The sequence below is a fragment of the Blastopirellula marina genome (assembly GCF_002967715.1).
Lineage (GTDB): Bacteria > Planctomycetota > Planctomycetia > Pirellulales > Pirellulaceae > Bremerella > Bremerella marina_B.
The window spans coordinates 21,516-40,361 of the sequence record NZ_PUIA01000026.1 but is presented as its reverse complement, the minus strand read 5'-3'; the positions used below and the strand labels follow the sequence as shown (position 1 = coordinate 40,361).

Below are 18,846 nucleotides of genomic sequence, written 5' to 3'. Positions count from 1 at the left end.
GAAAGAACGTTTCCATAAACCAAAACATCCGTATTCCCTGGCGCAGGCGGGTCCGTTCCCCTGCAAATAAGTGTTGAAAGGATAAGATCCGAAATGTCCGAAGAAGCAACTGCAACCGTCGAAGTGTCCGAAGAAATCAAGGGTTTGGGCGATCAGATCGCCGGCCTTACCCTGAAGCAAGCCGTTGAACTGGGCGACTACCTGAAAGACGCTCACGGCATCGAAGCCGCTGCTGGCGGTGGTGTTGTCATGGCTGGTCCAGTTGGTGGTGGCGATGCTGCTGCTCCTGCTGAAAAGACCGAGTTCGACGTCGTTATGACTGACTTCGGTGCTCAGAAGATCGGCGTCATTAAGGTTGTCCGTGGTATCACCGGTCTGGGCTTGAAAGAAGCCAAGGACATGGTCGAAACCAAAGACGCCAAGATCAAAGAAGGCGTTTCCAAGGAAGACGCCCAGAAGGCGAAGGAAGAACTGGAAGCTGCTGGTGCCGTTGTCGAAATTCGATAAGACTGCGGTTATTGGCTGATTTCCTGTTTTCACTCAGGCGTTGCCTCCCCTATACTAAAGAGGCAACGTCGCGAGGTGTGATTTTGAAGTCTTCCGGATCTTCTTTTTCTTTTGACAGCATGGATGGGAATCAGGTAAGAGTGCGCGCCTGCGTTGGCGGGCGTGCTAGCTTGCATAGCGCCAGCTGCGCGCTTTTGCCGGTTCGCTTGAATCTGAACCTCTACTGTCCGCCCGTATCACTCATGCTTTCACGCACTCTATATCGGACTGTTGGCTGGAACCCTGCATAACATCCGTCTTAGATTGTCCGCGAAAGCATGTTGTTTTTTGATTTGCCGCCCAAGGAGTCGCGTCGCCTATGGCTACCTCGTCGCAACGACGGCTGGAACCTACTGAAGTTCGTCGGTTTGGAAGTCAATCGATTTACATGGCTCCCCCGGATCTGACGAAAATTCAGACCCTGAGCTATCAAAACTTTCTGCAGGCGGAGGTCGAAGCAGAAGAGCGGGATCCTGAGCTGGGCATCGAAAGTGTCCTGCGCGAGATCTTCCCGATCCAGAGCTACGACGGACAGAATCAGCTTGATTACGTCCGTTACGAACTGGGCAAGCCGCGCTACACGCCAGAGGAATGCAAGCAGCTGCGGTTGACCTACGGTCGCCCATTCCGAATCTGGCTCCGCTTGAACAAAGAGGAGCCTATCGAGGAAGAAGTGTACCTCGGTGATCTGCCCGTCATGCTGGGTGGTGGTGAGTTCATCATCAACGGTGCTGAACGCGTCGTGGTGAGCCAGCTGCACCGCAGCCCTGGTGTCGACTTCGTTTTGGAGCAAGACACCACTTCCGACAAAAAGCTTCCTAGCTGCCGCGTCATTCCTGAACGTGGAAGCTGGATTGAAGTGAACGTCTCGAAGAAGGACTCGCTGACGGTCCGTATCGACCAAAGCGGTAAGTTCGCCGCGACCACGTTGCTGCGTGCGATGTCGCCCGAATACAGCAGCGATGCCGACGTCATTCGTGCTTTCTACGAATCGAGCGTCGAATCGGTCAAAGATGGCCGCAGCGTCTCGAAAATCGAAAACAAGATCGCGGTAGATGACATCATCTACCCAAGCGGCAGCGATCGCGCTGGTGAAATCATTCTCGAAGCTGGCCAGAAGATCAGCCGCAATATCGCGGAATTGATCTGCTCGTCCGGCATCGACAAGGTCGAGGTGATGGAGCCTCCCAAGACGCAGTTGATTTTCAACGCGTTGGGCGAGGACAACACTTCCAGTCATGAAGAAGCTTTGCTGCGTATCTATCAGCGTCTGCGTCCCGGTAATCCGCCGCAGCTGGAAAAGGCCAAGACCCTCTTCGCAGAGAAGTTCTACGACGAAAACCGCTACCGCCTTGGTCGCGTGGGTCGTTTCCGTATGAACCGAAAGCTCGGTCTCGACATCGACGAAGGTCAGCAGACCCTCCGTCCCGAAGACCTGATCGCGGCGATTCGGTACATCCTGAATCTCTCGTCCGGTGATAAGCGGGCCCGTATCGACGATATCGACCACCTTGGCAATCGTCGTCTGCGTACCATCGACGAATTGGCCTGCGACGAAATGCGTAAGGGCTTCCTGAAGCTCCGTCGTACGGTTCAAGAACGGATGAGCCTGAAGGACGCGGAAGACATGACTCCGCGTAACCTGGTCAATCCGAAGAGCATTTCGGCCGCCATCGAATATTTCTTCGGTCGTGGCGAATTGTCGCAGGTGGTCGACCAGACCAACCCGCTCTCGATGCTCACGCACGAACGTCGCTTGTCGGCTCTCGGCCCAGGCGGTTTGAATCGTAAGCGAGCCGGTTTCGAGGTTCGCGACGTTCACATTTCGCACTACGGTCGTATCTGCCCGATTGAAACGCCGGAAGGTACGAACATCGGTCTGATCTCGAGTTTGGCCCTCTACTCGTCGGTCGACGAATATGGCTTCCTGATCACCCCTTATCGCAAGATTACCAATGGTAAGATTGCCAAGGGTTTCGTCTGGCTGCGTGCTGACGAAGAATCGGATGCCCTGGTGGCTCCGGCCGATACGCCCACCGACAATGACGATAACCTGCTGGGTGACTTGATCATCGCTCGTTATCGCAGCGACTTTGAAATGGTCGCTCCGACCGAAGTGCACTACATCGACGTGGCACCATGCCAGATGGTTGGTGTTTCCGCGGCATTGATTCCGTTCCTCGAGCACGACGACGCGAACCGTGCTTTGATGGGATCCAACATGCAGCGGCAAGCCGTTCCGCTTTTGATCGCCGAACCACCGATCGTCGGTACCGGTGTCGAACGCGACGTGGCCATGAACTCAAGCATGATTATTCGTGCCAAGTTCGACGGTACGGTGAAATACGTCGACGCCTTGAAGGTTGTGGTCGAACGCAGCGGTGCTGCCGAACATGCCGAAGACGTCTACGAACTGCGTAAGTTTGTTGGGCTCAACGAACGTACGTGCTTGAATCAACATCCTGTCGTGAAGATGGGACAGAAGATTGCTGCCGGCGACGTGCTGGCCGATGGTGCTGCGACCCATGGTGGTCAGCTGGCCCTGGGCCGTAACGTGCTGGTCGGCTTCATGTCGTTCGACGGTTACAACTACGAAGACGCGATCATCATCAGCGAAGAGTTGGTGAAGCAAGACGTTTATACCTCGATTCACATCGAAGAGTTCGACGTCGAAATTCGCGAAACGAAGCTGGGCCGTGAAGACTTCACGCGAGACATTCCGAACGTCTCGGAAAAGATGCTCCGCAATCTCGACGAGAGCGGCATCGTGCAGGTCGGTACCTACGTGAAGCCTGGCGATATTCTGGTCGGTAAGGTTTCGCCGAAGAGCAAGACCGAACTGACGCCAGAAGAAAAGCTGCTGCACGCGATCTTTGGTCGTGCTGGTGAAGACGTTAAGAACGATTCGCTGGAAGTACCATCAGGTATCGAAGGGATCGTCGTTCAGGCCGAGAAGTTTGCTCGCCGCATGAGCCTCTCGGACGATGAACGAAAGGCCTTCGAAAAGACCTTGAAGGACGCCGAAACCGAAGGCAACAGTGCCATCTCCGAACTGTTTGCCGAGTTTGTCGGTGAGATCGAAAAGATCCTCGGCAAGACGGTGACCGACGAAGACGGCACCCCGCTGACTCGCGATCAGGACAACAAGTACATCGCGGAGCAAGCTCAGCAGTTCCGTCTGTACAAGGTGCTGGAATCGCTCAAGAGCGAAGACCGCATCTCCCAGATTCGTCAACTATACGCCGCCAAGTGGCCAGCCATTGAACTGGCGATCGATCAACGCGATCGCAAGCTGAACAGCATGAAGCGAGGTGACGAGCTTCGCAGTGGTGTGCTGCAGATGGTCAAGGTCTACATTGCCACCAAACGAGTGATCTCGGTGGGTGACAAGATGGCCGGCCGTCACGGTAACAAGGGTGTGATCGCCAAGATCCTTCCGGTCGAAGACATGCCGTTTTTGCCGGACGGTACCCCAATCCAGATCATGCTCAACCCGCTCGGCGTTCCAAGCCGTATGAACGTGGGGCAGATTCTGGAAACCCACTTGGGCTGGGCAGGTGCCAAGCTCGGCTTCCAGGCGATCACTCCGGTGTTCGACGGGGCGAGCGAAGAAATCATCAACGACTGTCTGGAAGAAGCGGGTTTGCCGCGTCATGGGAAGGCACGCCTTCACGACGGACGTACCGGCGAAGCGCTCAACCAGGAAACGACGGTCGGTTACATTTACATGCTGAAGCTGCATCACTTGGTGGATGATAAGGTGCATGCTCGAAGCACTGGTCCTTACTCGCTTATTACTCAGCAGCCGCTGGGTGGTAAAGCTCGTTTCGGTGGCCAGCGTTTCGGGGAAATGGAAGTGTGGGCTCTGGAAGCCTACGGTGCCGCCTACATCCTTCAAGAGCTGCTCACTGTGAAGAGTGACGACGTTGAAGGACGAACGAAAATCTACGAATCGATGGTCAAAGGTGAAAACACGCTGGAAGCCGGTACGCCCGCCAGCTTTGACGTGTTGACCAACGAAATCCGAGGGCTCGGGTTGAATATGCAGCTGGAGAAACGCCGCCTGTAACCAGGCGACCTCTGCTGCGGTGGGCTGAGATCGTTCAGCCCGCGTTTGGCGACCCCGCCGTTGGCACCTCACCAGGCAGCCAACGGCACCTTCACCAACTCGACCATCCAAGTGGAAAGACATAAGGAGCACGGGCCATGAGTATTCTCGAAAGCTCTTACGACCGAATTAACGACTACACCGCGGTCAAGATCAGCCTCGCACGGCCTCACGACATTCGCAGTTGGTCATTCGGCGAAGTCAAAAAGCCGGAAACGATCAACTACCGAACCTACCGACCTGAAAAGGACGGTCTGTTCTGCGAACGTATCTTTGGTCCAGAAAAGGACTGGGAATGTGCCTGCGGTAAGTATCGCGGCATGAAGTACAAAGGCATGATCTGCGATCGCTGCGGTGTGAAAATCACCCACAGCCGCGTCCGCCGCAAACGCATGGGGCACATCGAACTGGCCGCCCCGATTGTGCACATTTGGTTCTTCAAGGCCATGCCCAGTCGCCTGGGTAACCTGTTGGCGATGAAGACCTCGAGCCTGGAAAAGGTGATCTACTTCCAGGACTACGTCGTGATCGATCCAGGCTCCACCGATCTCGAGAAGTTCCAAACGCTGACCGAAGAAGAGTACCGCGGCGCGGTTGAACAATTCGGTTCCGGCTCGTTTGAAGCTGACATGGGTGCCGAAGCGGTTCGTAAGCTGCTGCAAGGGTTGGACCTCGTTCAGCTGTCGATCGACCTGCGCAAGGACCTGGCCGAAACCGGTTCGAAGCAGAAGCGTAAGGACTACATCAACCGCTTGAAGATCGTCGAATCGATCCGCGATAGCGATAACAAGCCAGAATGGATGATCATGGACGTTATCCCGGTGATTCCACCGGATCTGCGTCCGCTGGTTCTATTGGACTCAGGCAACTTCGCCACGTCCGACTTGAACGACCTCTACCGTCGTATCATCAACCGCAACAATCGTCTGCGGAAGTTGGTCGACTTGAACGCCCCGGAAGTCATCATCCGCAACGAAAAGCGTATGCTGCAGCAGTCGGTTGACGCTTTGTTCGACAACAACCGCTGCAAGCGTCCCGTACTGGGTAGCAGCAACCGACCTCTCAAGTCCTTAACCGACATGATCAAGGGTAAGCAGGGGCGTTTCCGTGAAAACCTGCTCGGTAAGCGCGTCGACTACTCGGCTCGTTCCGTGATTGTGGTTGGTCCGCGGATGAAGCTGCATCAGTGCGGTCTGCCCAAGAAGATCGCTCTGGAATTGTATCAACCGTTCATCATTCGCAAGCTCAAGGTGTTGGGGCATGCCGATACCATCAAGAGCGCCAAGAAGATGCTCGAGCGAAAGGATGAAGAAGTCTGGGACATCTTGGAATCGGTGATCCAGAATCACCCGGTTCTCTTGAATCGTGCTCCAACCCTTCACCGTATGGGTATCCAGGCCTTCGAGCCGACCTTGGTTGAAGGTAACGCGATTCACCTGCATCCGCTGGTCTGCAAAGGCTTCAACGCCGACTTCGACGGCGACCAGATGGCTGTCCACCTGCCTCTTTCGATTGAAGCTCAGGTCGAAGCCCACACGCTGATGCTGGCAACCAACAACATTTTCGCTCCGTCCAACGGTAAGCCGATTATGAGCCCGTCGCAGGACGTGGTGATGGGTTGTAACTTCATCACCATCAGCCTGCCGAATCGTCCCGGCGAAGGTATGACCTTCTCCTCGATGGACGAAGCGGATTACGCGTTCGCTCAGGGGATCATCGATCTGCATGCCCTTATCAAGGTTCGTCTGCCCGAAGGCCGCAAGCTCAAAGGCGAAGACGACGAAGAGAGCAGCACCCGCATCATCGAAACGACGTTCGGTCGCGTTTTGTTCAACGAGATGCTGCCAGCGGGGATGGACTACTACAACCATTCGCTGGGTAGCAGCGAATTGTCCAAGGTGATCTCCGACTGCTATCAGCGGTTGGGGCGTCGTGCGACGATTAACTTGCTGGACGATATGAACCAGCTCGGCTTCCGCGAATCGACCCGTAGCGGTCTCTCTTTCGCGACCGACGACCTTGTGACGCCAGATTCGAAGCACAAGATCATCGGCGAAGCTGAAAAGAAGGTGATCAAGTTCAAGAAGCTGTACGAACGCGGCGTGATCACCGACAAGGAACGTGTGAACCAGGTTCTCGATGCTTGGACTCATGCTCGTGAGCAGATTACTGCCGAGATGATGACCGAGATGAAGAACGACGATCGCGGTGGTCATGGCTACATCAACCCGGTGTACCTGATGGCCGACTCGGGTGCTCGTGGTGGTACCGAACAGATTCGTCAGTTGGCTGGTATGCGTGGTCTGATGGCTAAGCCGTCGGGCGAAATTATCGAAACGCCTATTAAGTCGAACTTCCGTGAAGGTCTGACGGTGCTCGAGTACTTCTCCTCGACGCACGGTGCCCGTAAGGGTCTGGCTGATACGGCGTTGAAGACGGCTGACTCTGGTTACCTGACTCGTAAACTGGCCGACGTCGCACAGAATGTGGTGATCACGGCCGACGACTGCGGTACGACCCAGGGTATTACCAAGGGGGTTATTTACCGCGGTGAAAAGGTGGAAGTCTCGCTGGCAGACGCGATCAAAGGTCGTGTCAGCCGCCAGAGCATCGTGAATCCGATCACCGACGAAGTGATCGTTCGCGAGAACGAGATGATCACGCCTGATACGGCTCGCAAGATCGAGAAGATGGGTCTGGAACGTATCCAGGTTCGTAGCCCCATGACCTGCGATAACGGTCTTGGTTGCTGCAAGGCCTGCTACGGTATGGACATGTCGACCGGCGATCAGGTCGAAGAAGGTATGGCCGTGGGTATCATCGCCGCCCAATCGATTGGTGAACCTGGTACGCAGTTGACGATGCGTACGTTCCACATCGGTGGTGTGGCCGTTACCGATACGGAAGAACACGAAAAGAAAACCAAGCGTGGTGGTTTCGTCAAGTTTACCCGTATGCGTACGGCGACCAACGACGAAGGTAAGGACATCGTGCTCACCCGTAATGGTGAAATCACGATCGTCGATGCCAAGGGTCGTGAAATCGAAAGCTACGACGTCCCCACCGGTGCTACGCTGGAAGTCAAGGAAAACAGCGAAGTGAAGACCGGTCAGGTTCTTTGCTCGTGGAATCCTTACTCGATTCCAATCGTTGCCGAAGTCGGCGGTCGCGTCCGTTACGAGGACGTCGTCGAAGGCGAAACGATGATCATCGAGCACGACTCGACCGGCACCACCCGTCGAATGATCACCGAGCACAAGGGTGACTTCCACCCGCAGTTGGTGATTGAAGACGAAGACGGCAAGCCGCTCGACGTTTACTATCTGCCAGAAAAGGCGATCATCGACGTCGAAGAAGGCACCAAGGTTTCGGCCGGTACCACGGTTGCCAGTACACCGCGCGAATCGGGCGGTGTTAAGGACATCACCGGTGGTCTGCCGCGAGTTACCGAAATCTTCGAAGCTCGTAAGCCGAAGGATCCAGCTGTGATGGCTGAGATCGACGGCGTGGTCGAAATCCTCTCCGAGAAGAAGCGTGGCAAGCGAACGATTATCGTCCGCAACGAGTCAGGCATCGAACGCGAGCACCTGGTTCCGCACGGTAAGCGATTCCTCGTTCACACCGGCGACTACGTCAAAGCTGGGCAGTCGCTCATCGATGGTCCGTTGGTTCCTCACGACATCCTGCGTATCTCCGGCGAAGAAGCCGTTCAGCAGTACCTGTTGCACGAGATTCAAGGCGTTTACCGCAGCCAGCGTGTGGAAATCAACGACAAACACATCGAAATCATCGTCGCACGTATGCTGCGAAAGGTGATGGTCGATTCGGCTGGTGATACGAGCCTGTTGCCTGGTTTGGTGATGGACAAGTTCGACTTCCGTCGAGCCAACGATCAGCTGTCCCGCTGCTTGAAGATCAGTGCTACCGGTGACTCGCAGCAGTTCACCGAAGGCATGATCGTGCCGAAGGAAGCCCTCGAGCAGGAAAACGGCCAGATCGAATCGCTTGGTGGTAACCCCGCCAAGGGAACTAAGCCAGCCGCGGCAAGTGCTTCGACGCAGCTCTTGGGTATCACCAAGGCAGCCGTTCAGAGCTCCAGCTTTATCTCGGCCGCGTCCTTCCAGGAAACAACCAAGGTTCTTACCGAGGCCGCCCTGGCAGGTAAGGTCGACGAACTGATCGGTCTGAAAGAAAACGTGATCTTGGGTCACTTGATTCCAGCCGGTACTGGTTTCCGCACTTTCCAGGATTCAGAAGTCCGCATCAATCCAGAAGCATTGGCTGAGCTGGCTTCGCGAACCCGTGAACGCACGCTGGAAGATAGCTTCCCGCTGTTGCAGGACGGCGGCGAGCAGCCAGGTCATGGGCCTGCGGCAATTTCCGAAATGGCCCCAGCTCCTGGCTTGGAAAGCCTGTTGGGTGGTGGCGGGCCAATCCCCGCAACGGAAGGCCCGGCTTATGGCCATCAGCCACAGCAGCCTCCGATGCCACAAGATGGCGACGGCTTCGATCCCGATGGGGACGAACTGTAAAACAATGCGTTTGGGCAACTTTTAGGCCCAGAGCGTTGAGCAATAAGGTGACATGGCCACGTCCGCGTGGCCATGTGCCGTTCCTGTCCCTCGCGTCCTATGGGGAAAATCGAGGGAAGCATAGATTGTTGAAACACGTTTTCCCGCGAGATCCTCATTACGGGTTGACAGTTCTCGGCAATCGGATAATTTAAAGGGCTTCCCATAATCCGTGGGAAGCGACAGTAAGCAAACAGAAATTCGGCCGCCCCTGATCATCGCGGCCCTATGGAAAAAAGCAACGGCGACCTATGCCCACCATTAATCAGCTCGTTCGTAAGCCGCGAAAAAAGAAGCGTAAGTTCTCCAAGTCCCCGGTTTTGGAGAAGTGCCCGCAGAAGCGTGGTGTGTGTTTGCAGGTCCGCACGATGACCCCTAAGAAGCCAAACTCGGCTCTGCGGAAGATCGCTCGTGTGCGTCTGTCGAACCAGAAGGAAGTCACCGTTTACATCCCAGGTGAAGGTCACAGCTTGCAGGAACACTCGATCGTGCTCGTGCGTGGCGGTCGTGTCCGCGACCTCCCGGGTGTGCGTTACCAAGTCGTCCGTGGTGCCCTCGATGCGTTGGGTGTTAACGGTCGTAAGCAGTCCCGCAGCCGTTACGGTGCAAAGAAGAGCTAACCTCGACACTTTTAGGCTGAGTGCCTAGTGTCTTGAGTGAGAAGTCATCCCACAAATCAAAGCCATAGCGAATAGTTAGTTACCAACGATGGGTAAGATTACCGCCAGCCGCGAAACGTTGAAGCCAGATCCACGTTACAAGTCGATCCTGGCCAGCAAGTTTATCAATTGCCTGATGCAAGATGGCAAGAAGACTACCGCTCAGGAAGTTTTCTACGGTGCCATGGATGAGCTGAAGAAGCGTGTTCCAGGCGAAGAGCCAATCGACGTCTTCACGCAGGCCGTCGAAAACGTAAAGCCGCACATCGAAGTTCGCTCGAAGCGAGTTGGTGGTGCTGCTTACCAGGTTCCTATGCAGGTCAATCGCACTCGCCAGCAATCGCTGGCCATTCGCTGGTTGTTGTCTGCTGTTCGCGAAAAGAAGGGTCGTCCAGCCCACTTGAAGCTGGCTGACGAACTCTTTGCCGCTTACAACCGTGAAGGTGCCGCCTACACCAAGCGTGAAAACGTTCACCGTATGGCCGACGCGAATAAGGCATTCGCTCACTTCGCCTGGTAAGAATTCAAAGCGAAAGCCGTGCTTCAACAAAAGTGCGGCTTTTTTTATGCGCCGACCGAAGTTTCTATGCGTTCCCTCGTCTCCTGCTTTGGGGAAGGGGAAAGGGCAGAAATGGAACTCTGCCCGGCGTAGTCGACAAGGTAAGAAACCGGCAAAATAGACGATTCCCTTTGCCGTTCACCGAGTAGCAAGAAAGGTCCAGCTGAAAGCGGCTGGCGTCAGAGTCATGGATCGTAAACTTGAAGACATTCGCAATATCGGGGTGATTGCCCACATCGACGCCGGGAAGACAACGGTGACCGAGCGAATGCTCTATTACAGCGGTACGTCGCACAAGGTGGGCGAGGTCGACAAGGGGACCACGCAGACGGACTTTGATCCAGAAGAGGCCGAACGCGGTATTACGATTTATTCGGCGTGCGTGACGTTTGCCTGGAAGGGGCATACGGTAAACCTGATCGATACGCCGGGGCACGTGGACTTTACTGCCGAGGTTGAGCGCTGTCTGCGCGTGCTCGATGGGGGTGTGGTTGTCTTCAGTGCGCGAGAAGGGGTGGAAGCCCAGAGCGAAACGGTTTGGCGTCAGGCCAATCGCTACAAGGTTCCGCGTGTCGCGTTCATCAACAAGATGGATCGTGAAGGTGCCGATTTCTACGCGGTTCTTAGCGAAATTGAGAAACGCCTCAAAGCGAATCCGGTTCCCATTCAGATCCCTGTCGGTGCCGGGCCTCCGCATCTGGCCGAAGCTTTTCGCGGCGTGATCGACCTGATCGAAATGAAGATGCTCCATTTCGGCGAAGGGGATCAGGATCGAACCGTCGACGTGCTCGACATTCCTGAAGATTACCTCGAGAAGGCCCAGCAGTGGCGCGATAACTTGCTCGAGAAATTGTACGACCTCAGCAATGAATTGATGGAGCTGAGTCTCTCGGAAGAACCAATTCCGCCAGCTTTGATTCGCCAGGTGCTGCGGCAAGGTACGCTCGCTCGCGAACTGCAGCCGGTGATGTGTGGTTCGGCGCTCGATGGTATTGGGGTGCAGCCAATTTTGGACGCGGTGACGTACTACCTGCCGAGTCCCAAGGATGTGCCGGCCGTCGTGGGTACGAATCCTACGAAGAAGAATCAGGCCGAGAAGCGCGAGCCAGATCCCGCGGAGCCGTTTTGCGGCCTGGTCTTCAAAGTGCTGCCTGCCAAGCACGGCGACATGACCTGGGTTCGCGTGTATTCCGGTGAATTGAAGCCAAACTCGCGCCTGCTGAATCCTGGTCGCGATGTGAAAGAGAACTGTGCTCAGTTGTGGCACATTCAAGCCTCCAAAAAAGAACAGGTCGATCACGTTGGTACGGGCGATATCGTGGGCATTATTGGCCTGCGTCACTCGGTGACTGGGGATACGCTGTGTGATACGCGCAGCCCTATTTTGCTGGAGTCGATCAAGTTTCCAGAGACCGTGATCGGCATGGCGATTGAACCGGAATCGTCCGCGGACCGCGACAAGCTTTCCGAGACCCTGGCGATGATGCGCCGCCAGGATCCGACGTTCGCCGCCAGCGAAAACAAAGATACCGGGCAGACGATCATTAGCGGGATGGGTGAACTGCACTTGGAAGTGATTCGCCATCGCCTGCTGCGTGATTTCAAGCTGAACGTGAAGGTGCACAAGCCACGCGTGAGCTACCGCGAAACGATCGGCAAATCGGCGAAAGTCACTGGCGAATGTCATCGCGTAATTCAGGGGCAGCAGTTGTTCGCGAAGGTTACGATTCAGGTCGAGCACGCACCGAATCAGCAACAGCCGGTCATTATCATTCCTCGGGTTCCGCCAGAACGTGTGCCGTACAACCTGGTCGAAGCGGCGATCGAAGAGCTGCAAAGCCGGGCTGCGGGCGGCGGCATCATCGGTGGGTTTCCGTTAGCTGATATCAAAGTCACCATCCTCGACGCCGAAGCAGCGGAAGTCGGTTCGACCGAGACTGCCTTTGCGATTGCTGCGGGAGATGCTTTCGAGAAAGGCCTGGAAGCCGCCGTGCCAACCCTGCTCGAGCCGATCATGAAGCTGACCATCACAACCCCGGAAGATTACATGGGGGATTTCGTCGGAGACATCATGAAGCGGCGGGGCGAGATCGCCAAGACCGAGAATCGCTCCGGCGACGCGATCATCGAGGCCCACGCCCCGCTGGCCGAGCTTTTTGGCTATTCCAGTGCGATGCGAAGCCTAAGCCAAGGCCGGGCATCCAGCAGCATGGAACCGCTCAAGTACGCCCCTGCCCCACCAGAATTAATTAAGCAGTTTATGTGATCTGCGGTGACTGGGCCGACTGGGTGGCGGTGGGTCGCGATTCACACGGTCAACCTGGCTGCTCGACAGGGTTAGGTTGGCAGATGGGTTGCACTGCTGAAGCCCAGGTTGGATCCATGAATCATGGGCAATTTATGTCAGTTCGGTCTGCGGGCTCTGAATTCAGGTCTGCGAGAACGAAAAATCCGACAGGTTATTCCGAGAATTGCCCATACCCGTAAGTTTCGAGAAGTAGCGTATTGTGCCTGAAAACAGGGCTTTTTTCGCCGATCGAGACAACCATTCGAAAAAGGTTCGAAATCCAAACCTGAGCCCATTGACGAAACAGCCTTGGATTTTTAATATCATCTGTTTCCCGGTTAGCTCAAAGAGCGACTAGGGAGCGAAAAGAAATTACAACCCCGGGTTTCCGGGAAGCAGCTTATAGGGGTCAGGCACGTGGCGAAAGAAATTATTCGCATTCGGATGGAAGCTTACGATCACTCGATCTTGGATCAGAGTGCTCTCGACATCGTCGATACGGCGAAGCGGACCCATTCGGAAGTGCATGGCCCCATTCCGTTGCCGACTCGCATCGAACGGTACACCGTTCTGTCGGGTCCGCATATCGACAAAAAGGCACGTCAGCAGTTTGAAGTTCGGACGCACAAGCGTCTGATCGATATCGTCCAGGCTACCGCCAAGACGATTGAATCGCTCAACAAGCTGAATCTGCCAGCTGGTGTCGATATCAAGATCAAGGCAACAACTCGATAGTTTACCCACTTAGCTCGTTTTAAAGAGTCTTTGGATGGCTGGAAGCTTCGGGTGGTAATTGGCCGACTTGGCTAATCCATCGAAGCGAGCAACGGACTACAAGGCGACGAATCATGGCAAAAGGCATACTCGGCCGTAAGGTCGGGATGACCCAGATCTATACAGAGTCTGGTGAAGTTATCCCGGTTACGGTTGTACAAGCAGGTCCCTGTCACGTTCTCCAGGTGCGAACCATGGAGCGCGATGGCTACGAGGCAATTCAGCTCGGTTACGGCGACAAGCCCCGTCGTTTGGCGATTCGTAGTGAACGTGGTCACGTTGCTCCTCTCTCAAGCAAGCGATCGAAGAAGTTGGCCGCCGCTGGCGGTGAAGCTGCCGCAAAGGCCGGATGCGAACCAAAGCGTTTCATCCGTGAACTTCGTGGTTCGATCGAAGGTGCTGAAGTTGGTCAAGAGATCAGCATCGGCGTTCTCGCTGAAGCAGCCCGCGTCGACGTCATTGCCACTAGCCGCGGTCGCGGTTACGCCGGTGTGATGAAGCGACACAATTTCGCTGGTCAGCGTGCTACCCACGGTGTGAAGAAGGTTCACCGTCACACCGGTGGCACCGGTTGCAGTGCCTATCCAAGCCGTACGTTTAAGGGCCTGAGGATGAGCGGCCAGTACGGGAACGCCAAGGTCACCACTCGCAATCTGAAGGTGGTCAAGGTCGACGAAGAAAACGGCGTGATCTTGCTTAACGGTGCCGTTCCAGGCCCGAATGGCGGATACGTGATCGTTCGTGAAACAAATATGGTTCGCTAACGGCGTCCTTGAAGCATTAAGTCGCGTCAACGCGTGAAAGAATAGTTCCATGGTCAGTTTGCCAATTTTTGACAAGAGCGGAAAGGAAGTCGGCAAGTACGAGCTTGATCCGGCTGAAATCGCTCCGTCGATCAACAAGCAGTTGATGCACGACGCTGTCGTGATGTACCAGGCGAATCTCCGTCAGGGTACACACCGCAGTAAGACACGTGCTGAAGTTGCTGGTTCGACCAAGAAGATGTATCGCCAGAAAGGTACTGGTAACGCACGTGCCGGTTCCAAACGTAGCGGCGTTCGCCGTGGCGGTGGTCACATCTTCGCGATTCGCCCACGCGATTACTCGTACCGCCTGAACAAGAAGGCGTTGAAGATCGCGACCCGTATGGCAATCGCCAGCAAGATCCAAGGCGAGCAAGTGGTTGTTGTTGACGACCTGGCTCAAAGTGAAATCAAGACCAAGAGCGTCGCAGGTGCTTTGAAAGCCCTGGGTGTTTACGGTCAAAAGGTTGCGATCGCGCTGGAAAAGCACGATCCGATCTTCTACCGCAGTGCACGGAACATCGAAGGTGTCTCGGTCAGCCCAGTTGCTGAACTGAACGCCTACTCGGTTCTGCGTCCTCGGAAGTTAGTCATCACTAAAGCTGCTCTCGACTCGCTTCGGAGCAGTGGCAAGGGCGAATAATCGCTTTTGGTCGATTGACTTAACGGTAAATCAATTCAACCTGACATAGTGACAGAGGTGCCAACATGGCACGGCCTTACTACAAACCGAGCACAGACACCCCAACCCGTACGCTTGATTCGCACCAAGTGATCCTGCGTCCGCTGGTGACTGAAAAGGGTGTTCAGGTTTCGGAAGACTTGAATCAATATACATTCGAGATCGCTCCGGCTGCCACCAAGTTGGATGTCCGTCGTGCGGTTGAAGAGTTGTTCGACGTCAAAGTCGCCAGCGTGAAGACGCAAACGCGTAAGGGCAAGGCCCGCCGTTATCGTTTTCGCAACGGAACGACCCGCAACTGGAAGAAAGCCATCGTCACGTTGGCTGATGATCAAAAGATCGACTTCTATTAATCGAGTTCGGTCCTCCGCATAAGACAGCGACCCGTAATAAACTACGAGACGAACCATGGGTATCCGAAAATACAAGCCAACTTCCGCTGGGCGTCGTAACGCCTCGGTCAGCGACTTCAAAGAGTTGACCAAGGGAGCACAGCCAGAGAAGAACCTTCTCCGGAAGCTGACCAAGACCGGCGGTCGTAACAACCAAGGTAAGATCACCACCCGTCACCGCGGTGGTGGCCATAAGCGTCGTTACCGTGTGATCGACTTTCGTCGCGCCAAAGATGGTGTGCCGGCAGTGGTTGCCTCGGTGCAGTACGATCCGAACCGCAGTGCTCGTATCGCCCTGTTGAACTACGTTGACGGCGAAAAGCGATATATCCTCGCTCCCGATGGTTTGAAGGCTGGCGATAAGGTCCAAAGCGGTAGCGAAGCTTCGCCATCGGTTGGTAACTGCCTGCCGTTGAAGAACATCCCTGCTGGGACCACCGTTCACAATATTGAGATGACGCCTGGCCGTGGTGGTGCAATGTGCCGCTCGGCTGGTAGCTCGGCCACTTTGATGGCCTGCGAAGCCGATTGGGCTCAGCTGTCGCTGCCCAGTGGCGAAATTCGCCGTGTTTCGAGCCGCTGCCGTGCGACCATCGGTCGTGTAAGCAACCCGGATCACGAAAAGATTTCGCTCGGTAAGGCTGGTCGTAAGCGTTGGCTTGGTCGACGTCCTCACGTCCGTGGTACCGCGATGAACCCGATCGACCATCCACACGGTGGTGGTGAAGGTCGTACCAAGGGTGGTCGTCATCCGGTTACGCCACAAGGTAAGCCGACCAAAGGTGGTGCAACGCGTCACCGCAAGAAGGCTTCCAATCGCTCGATCGTTCGTCGCCGTCGTTCGCGTCGTTACGGTCTACTGAAGTTGTTGAAGTAAGAGCACCCACAGCACACGGAAAGTTAGGCCGCCAAGCCGCGATCCTAAAGGTTTTCAAAGATGAGCCGATCCCTAAAAAAAGGGCCGTACGTCGACCCCAACGTTTATGAAAAGGTTGCCAAGCAAGAAGAGGCTGGCACCAAGGACCCGATCAAGACCTGGGCTCGATCTTGCACGATCATTCCCGAGTTCATCGGCCACACGTTCATGGTCCACAACGGCAAGGCCCACCTGAAAGTTTATGTCACTGAAGACATGATCGGGCACAAGCTCGGCGAATTCGCACCGACGCGAACCTTCCGTGGTCATGGCGCTGACAAGAAGAAGAAATAACGCATACCGATTGGCAAACGCAGCTTGGCTGCCCACGGCTAACAAGGGCCTTGCCCGACACCCGTGGTTCGAGGAGTTGATCAACCATGTTCAAAGCGACCCACCGACTGGCACGCATCAGCCCACGAAAGGTGCGCCCGCTAGCCGATTTGGTGCGTGGCAAGCTGGCCGACGAGGCACTCGATATTCTGCGATATCAACCGCAGCGTGGTGCTCGCCTGCTGGAAGAAGTCATTAAGAGTGCCATCGGCAACTCGCAAGACTCGGAACAGAACGAAGGTCGTGCTGCTAACCAGCATGCTTTGTTTGTTCGCGAAGCTCGCGTCGATGGTGGCCCGATCATTAAGCGATTCCGCCCCCGAGCTCGTGGAAGCGCGTTCCCGATTTTGAAGCGGACCTGTCACATTCACGTCACCCTGGAGGAACTCCAAGGCTAAGGTAACCAGGTGGTTGCCCCGTCTTCGAGTCGAGAGACAAGCATGGGACAAAAAGTTAATCCAGTTGCGTTTCGTACCGGCGTCATGGTCGGCTGGAAGAGCAAATGGTTTGCGTCGAAGCGTGATTTTCCAGGCTTGCTCCTGGAAGATAAGAAGATCCGGGACTTCATCCTGAAGCACCCTGATCAACGCATTCGCCAAAAGTACCGTAATGCAGGTATCGACAAAGTCGAAATCGAACGGACTCGCGATGAAGTTCGCGTGACGTTGTTCGTCGCCCGACCTGGTCTGATCATTGGTCAGAAGGGGCAGGAAGTCGAAAAGCTGCAGGAAGAACTGCAAAACCTGGTTGGCCGTCGCATCAATCTGAAGATTGAAGAAGTCGGTCGCCCAGAACTGCGAGCCCAGTTGGTCGCCGAGGATATCGCCGATCAGTTGGCCAAGCGTGCCAGCTTCCGCCGCACGATGAAACGTGCGATCGAAAGCACCATGGAGGCCGGTGCCCGTGGCATCAAAATCCAAATGGCCGGGCGTCTTGGTGGTGCGGAAATGGCTCGCCGCGAAAAGCAAATTGAAGGATCGATTCCGTTGAGCACCCTGCGGGCGAAGATCGATTACGGCTTCACTGAAGCACGTACTCCGCAGGGACACATCGGGGTCCAGGTCTGGATCAATAACGGTTTTTACGAAGGGGACGACTCCGATGGCTATGATGCCTCGACGAGTGAAGCACCGAAAAAGCCAAAGAAGACGTATAAAAGGTAATGCCACTCGTGGCAATACCGTCGTCCTTGGTGATTACGGACTTCAATCCACACAAGCGGGACATATTACCGCTCAAACGATCGAAGCGGGTCGTATCGCTGCTCAGCAGTACGTCCGTGGTATCGGTAAGTTGTACATCCGGATCTTCCCCCACAAGTCGGTAACGGCTCGCCCGTTGGAGACTCGTATGGGTAAGGGTAAAGGTGAGCCTGACCGTTGGGTCGCCACCGTGAAGCCCGGTACGGTCATGTACGAGCTCAAGGGTGTCACCGAGCAACAAGCGAAGATTTGTTTCGCTCGTTTGGCTCACAAGATGCCGGTTCGATGCCGCTTCGTGCGTCGTCGTCCGGAACTGGAAACAACTGAGGCCTAGTCCACTGAGGACCTGGCCACGATGGTCGGCGGCGACATAACCGCAAGCGAAACGTGATTAGGCAATAAGGCAATGAAAGCAAGCGAATTGCGAGAACTGAGCGACGATCAGCTCCAGGCGAATCTGAAGAACGCCATGGACAACCTGTTTCGTCTGCGAGTTCAGTCTCAGACCGAACGTTTGGACGCCCCCAGCGAATTAGCGAAGAATCGCAAGTTGGTGGCTCGGATTAAAACGATTAAAGCCGAGCGAGCAGCCGCCGCGGCCAGTACCTAATTCAAGCGAAGTTTAAAGAGAGATTCGGCAATGCCCAAGAAAGTATTGGTCGGTCGAGTGACGGGCGACAAGCAAGACAAAACGCGACGCGTTGAAATCGCCCGTCGTATCCGTCACCCGCTGTACGGCAAGTACTACTCGCGACGCATGGTTTGCCATGTGCACGACGAGAACAACGAGTCGGGCCTGGGCGATCGGGTCGAGATCATCGAGAGCCGTCCCCGCAGCAAGACAAAGCGTTGGGAATTGGTTCGGATCGTGGAAAAGAGCACCGAAGTTGACGTGGCCGCTTTGAAGGCTGCTCGTGAACAAGCGGCTCACCTCCAAGAACAAGAAGATAGATAAGCTCCCGTACACCGCCAAAGCTGACATCAGCCGCGGCATAGGGTTGGATTTAAAAAGCG

At 55.4% G+C, this 18,846-nt stretch carries 17 protein-coding genes; all 17 read left to right on the top strand.

Translation table 11 applies throughout. From position 1 onward, the window contains the following. The first annotated feature begins 93 nt into the window (after positions 1 to 93). The 17 genes from rplL (at position 94) to rpsQ (ending at position 18,787) form a co-directional block, all read left to right on the top strand. Positions 94 to 507 carry a 50S ribosomal protein L7/L12 gene (gene rplL / locus C5Y96_RS08345; protein ID WP_105351955.1) on the top strand — a complete coding sequence of 138 codons (414 nt, stop codon included), beginning with the start codon at positions 94 to 96 and terminating at the stop codon, positions 505 to 507. Between the two features lie 358 nt (positions 508 to 865). Further along, complete coding sequence (gene rpoB, locus C5Y96_RS08340) at positions 866 to 4,615, top strand: DNA-directed RNA polymerase subunit beta (protein ID WP_105351953.1); 3,750 nt, start codon at positions 866 to 868, stop codon at positions 4,613 to 4,615. Positions 4,616 to 4,752: 137 nt separating this feature from the next. Then, entirely contained in the window at positions 4,753 to 9,186 is a 4,434-nt protein-coding gene (rpoC, locus tag C5Y96_RS08335; protein WP_105351951.1) for a DNA-directed RNA polymerase subunit beta', read from the top strand. 290 nt (positions 9,187 to 9,476) lie between these two features. After that, complete coding sequence (gene rpsL, locus C5Y96_RS08330; protein WP_105351948.1) at positions 9,477 to 9,845, top strand: 30S ribosomal protein S12; 369 nt, start codon at positions 9,477 to 9,479, stop codon at positions 9,843 to 9,845. An 88-nt stretch (positions 9,846 to 9,933) separates the two neighbouring features. Then, positions 9,934 to 10,404 carry a 30S ribosomal protein S7 gene (gene rpsG, locus C5Y96_RS08325; RefSeq protein ID WP_105351945.1) on the top strand — a complete coding sequence of 157 codons (471 nt, stop codon included), beginning with the start codon at positions 9,934 to 9,936 and terminating at the stop codon, positions 10,402 to 10,404. A gap of 226 nt (positions 10,405 to 10,630) precedes the next feature. Beyond that, positions 10,631 to 12,709 (top strand): elongation factor G, encoded by a 2,079-nt coding sequence (gene fusA / locus C5Y96_RS08320; RefSeq protein WP_105351942.1) that lies wholly within the window; start codon positions 10,631 to 10,633, stop codon positions 12,707 to 12,709. Positions 12,710 to 13,147: 438 nt separating this feature from the next. Then, positions 13,148 to 13,465: a 30S ribosomal protein S10 gene (rpsJ, locus tag C5Y96_RS08315; protein ID WP_105351940.1), complete on the top strand. Its 318-nt coding sequence runs from the start codon at positions 13,148 to 13,150 to the stop codon at positions 13,463 to 13,465. 113 nt (positions 13,466 to 13,578) lie between these two features. Continuing rightward, positions 13,579 to 14,268: a 50S ribosomal protein L3 gene (gene rplC / locus C5Y96_RS08310; protein WP_105351937.1), complete on the top strand. Its 690-nt coding sequence runs from the start codon at positions 13,579 to 13,581 to the stop codon at positions 14,266 to 14,268. Between the two features lie 49 nt (positions 14,269 to 14,317). Continuing rightward, a complete protein-coding gene (gene rplD, locus C5Y96_RS08305; protein WP_105351935.1) occupies positions 14,318 to 14,950 on the top strand; it encodes a 50S ribosomal protein L4 in 633 nt (210 codons plus the stop codon). A 65-nt stretch (positions 14,951 to 15,015) separates the two neighbouring features. Continuing rightward, positions 15,016 to 15,342, top strand: coding sequence for a 50S ribosomal protein L23 (rplW, locus tag C5Y96_RS08300; protein WP_105351932.1), 327 nt, complete (start codon positions 15,016 to 15,018; stop codon positions 15,340 to 15,342). A 55-nt stretch (positions 15,343 to 15,397) separates the two neighbouring features. Then, on the top strand, positions 15,398 to 16,258 hold the full coding sequence (rplB, locus tag C5Y96_RS08295) for a 50S ribosomal protein L2 (protein ID WP_105351929.1): 861 nt from the start codon (positions 15,398 to 15,400) through the stop codon (positions 16,256 to 16,258). 60 nt (positions 16,259 to 16,318) lie between these two features. Further along, complete coding sequence (gene rpsS / locus C5Y96_RS08290; RefSeq protein WP_105351927.1) at positions 16,319 to 16,591, top strand: 30S ribosomal protein S19; 273 nt, start codon at positions 16,319 to 16,321, stop codon at positions 16,589 to 16,591. A gap of 86 nt (positions 16,592 to 16,677) precedes the next feature. After that, complete coding sequence (rplV, locus tag C5Y96_RS08285) at positions 16,678 to 17,028, top strand: 50S ribosomal protein L22 (protein WP_105351925.1); 351 nt, start codon at positions 16,678 to 16,680, stop codon at positions 17,026 to 17,028. A 42-nt stretch (positions 17,029 to 17,070) separates the two neighbouring features. Next, positions 17,071 to 17,793, top strand: coding sequence for a 30S ribosomal protein S3 (rpsC, locus tag C5Y96_RS08280; RefSeq protein ID WP_105351923.1), 723 nt, complete (start codon positions 17,071 to 17,073; stop codon positions 17,791 to 17,793). After that, complete coding sequence (gene rplP, locus C5Y96_RS08275; RefSeq protein WP_105351921.1) at positions 17,732 to 18,166, top strand: 50S ribosomal protein L16; 435 nt, start codon at positions 17,732 to 17,734, stop codon at positions 18,164 to 18,166. The genes rpsC and rplP overlap by 62 nt, the downstream gene beginning before the upstream one ends. 72 nt (positions 18,167 to 18,238) lie before the next feature. Beyond that, entirely contained in the window at positions 18,239 to 18,442 is a 204-nt protein-coding gene (gene rpmC / locus C5Y96_RS08270) for a 50S ribosomal protein L29 (RefSeq protein WP_105351919.1), read from the top strand. Between the two features lie 30 nt (positions 18,443 to 18,472). Then, entirely contained in the window at positions 18,473 to 18,787 is a 315-nt protein-coding gene (gene rpsQ / locus C5Y96_RS08265) for a 30S ribosomal protein S17 (RefSeq protein WP_105351917.1), read from the top strand. Positions 18,788 to 18,846: the final 59 nt, after the last annotated feature.

What these genes read in the sequence shown, in the direction of transcription:
- rplL (WP_105351955.1), top strand. Translation starts at nt 94, where the DNA reads ATGTCCGAAGAAGCAACTGCAACCGTCGAAGTGTCCGAAGAAATCAAG.
- rpoB (WP_105351953.1), top strand. Translation starts at nt 866, where the DNA reads ATGGCTACCTCGTCGCAACGACGGCTGGAACCTACTGAAGTTCGTCGG.
- rpoC (WP_105351951.1), top strand. Translation starts at nt 4,753, where the DNA reads ATGAGTATTCTCGAAAGCTCTTACGACCGAATTAACGACTACACCGCG.
- rpsL (WP_105351948.1), top strand. Translation starts at nt 9,477, where the DNA reads ATGCCCACCATTAATCAGCTCGTTCGTAAGCCGCGAAAAAAGAAGCGT.
- rpsG (WP_105351945.1), top strand. Translation starts at nt 9,934, where the DNA reads ATGGGTAAGATTACCGCCAGCCGCGAAACGTTGAAGCCAGATCCACGT.
- fusA (WP_105351942.1), top strand. Translation starts at nt 10,631, where the DNA reads ATGGATCGTAAACTTGAAGACATTCGCAATATCGGGGTGATTGCCCAC.
- rplC (WP_105351937.1), top strand. Translation starts at nt 13,579, where the DNA reads ATGGCAAAAGGCATACTCGGCCGTAAGGTCGGGATGACCCAGATCTAT.
- rplD (WP_105351935.1), top strand. Translation starts at nt 14,318, where the DNA reads ATGGTCAGTTTGCCAATTTTTGACAAGAGCGGAAAGGAAGTCGGCAAG.
- rplW (WP_105351932.1), top strand. Translation starts at nt 15,016, where the DNA reads ATGGCACGGCCTTACTACAAACCGAGCACAGACACCCCAACCCGTACG.
- rplB (WP_105351929.1), top strand. Translation starts at nt 15,398, where the DNA reads ATGGGTATCCGAAAATACAAGCCAACTTCCGCTGGGCGTCGTAACGCC.
- rpsS (WP_105351927.1), top strand. Translation starts at nt 16,319, where the DNA reads ATGAGCCGATCCCTAAAAAAAGGGCCGTACGTCGACCCCAACGTTTAT.
- rplV (WP_105351925.1), top strand. Translation starts at nt 16,678, where the DNA reads ATGTTCAAAGCGACCCACCGACTGGCACGCATCAGCCCACGAAAGGTG.
- rpsC (WP_105351923.1), top strand. Translation starts at nt 17,071, where the DNA reads ATGGGACAAAAAGTTAATCCAGTTGCGTTTCGTACCGGCGTCATGGTC.
- rplP (WP_105351921.1), top strand. Translation starts at nt 17,732, where the DNA reads ATGGCTATGATGCCTCGACGAGTGAAGCACCGAAAAAGCCAAAGAAGA.
- rpmC (WP_105351919.1), top strand. Translation starts at nt 18,239, where the DNA reads ATGAAAGCAAGCGAATTGCGAGAACTGAGCGACGATCAGCTCCAGGCG.
- rpsQ (WP_105351917.1), top strand. Translation starts at nt 18,473, where the DNA reads ATGCCCAAGAAAGTATTGGTCGGTCGAGTGACGGGCGACAAGCAAGAC.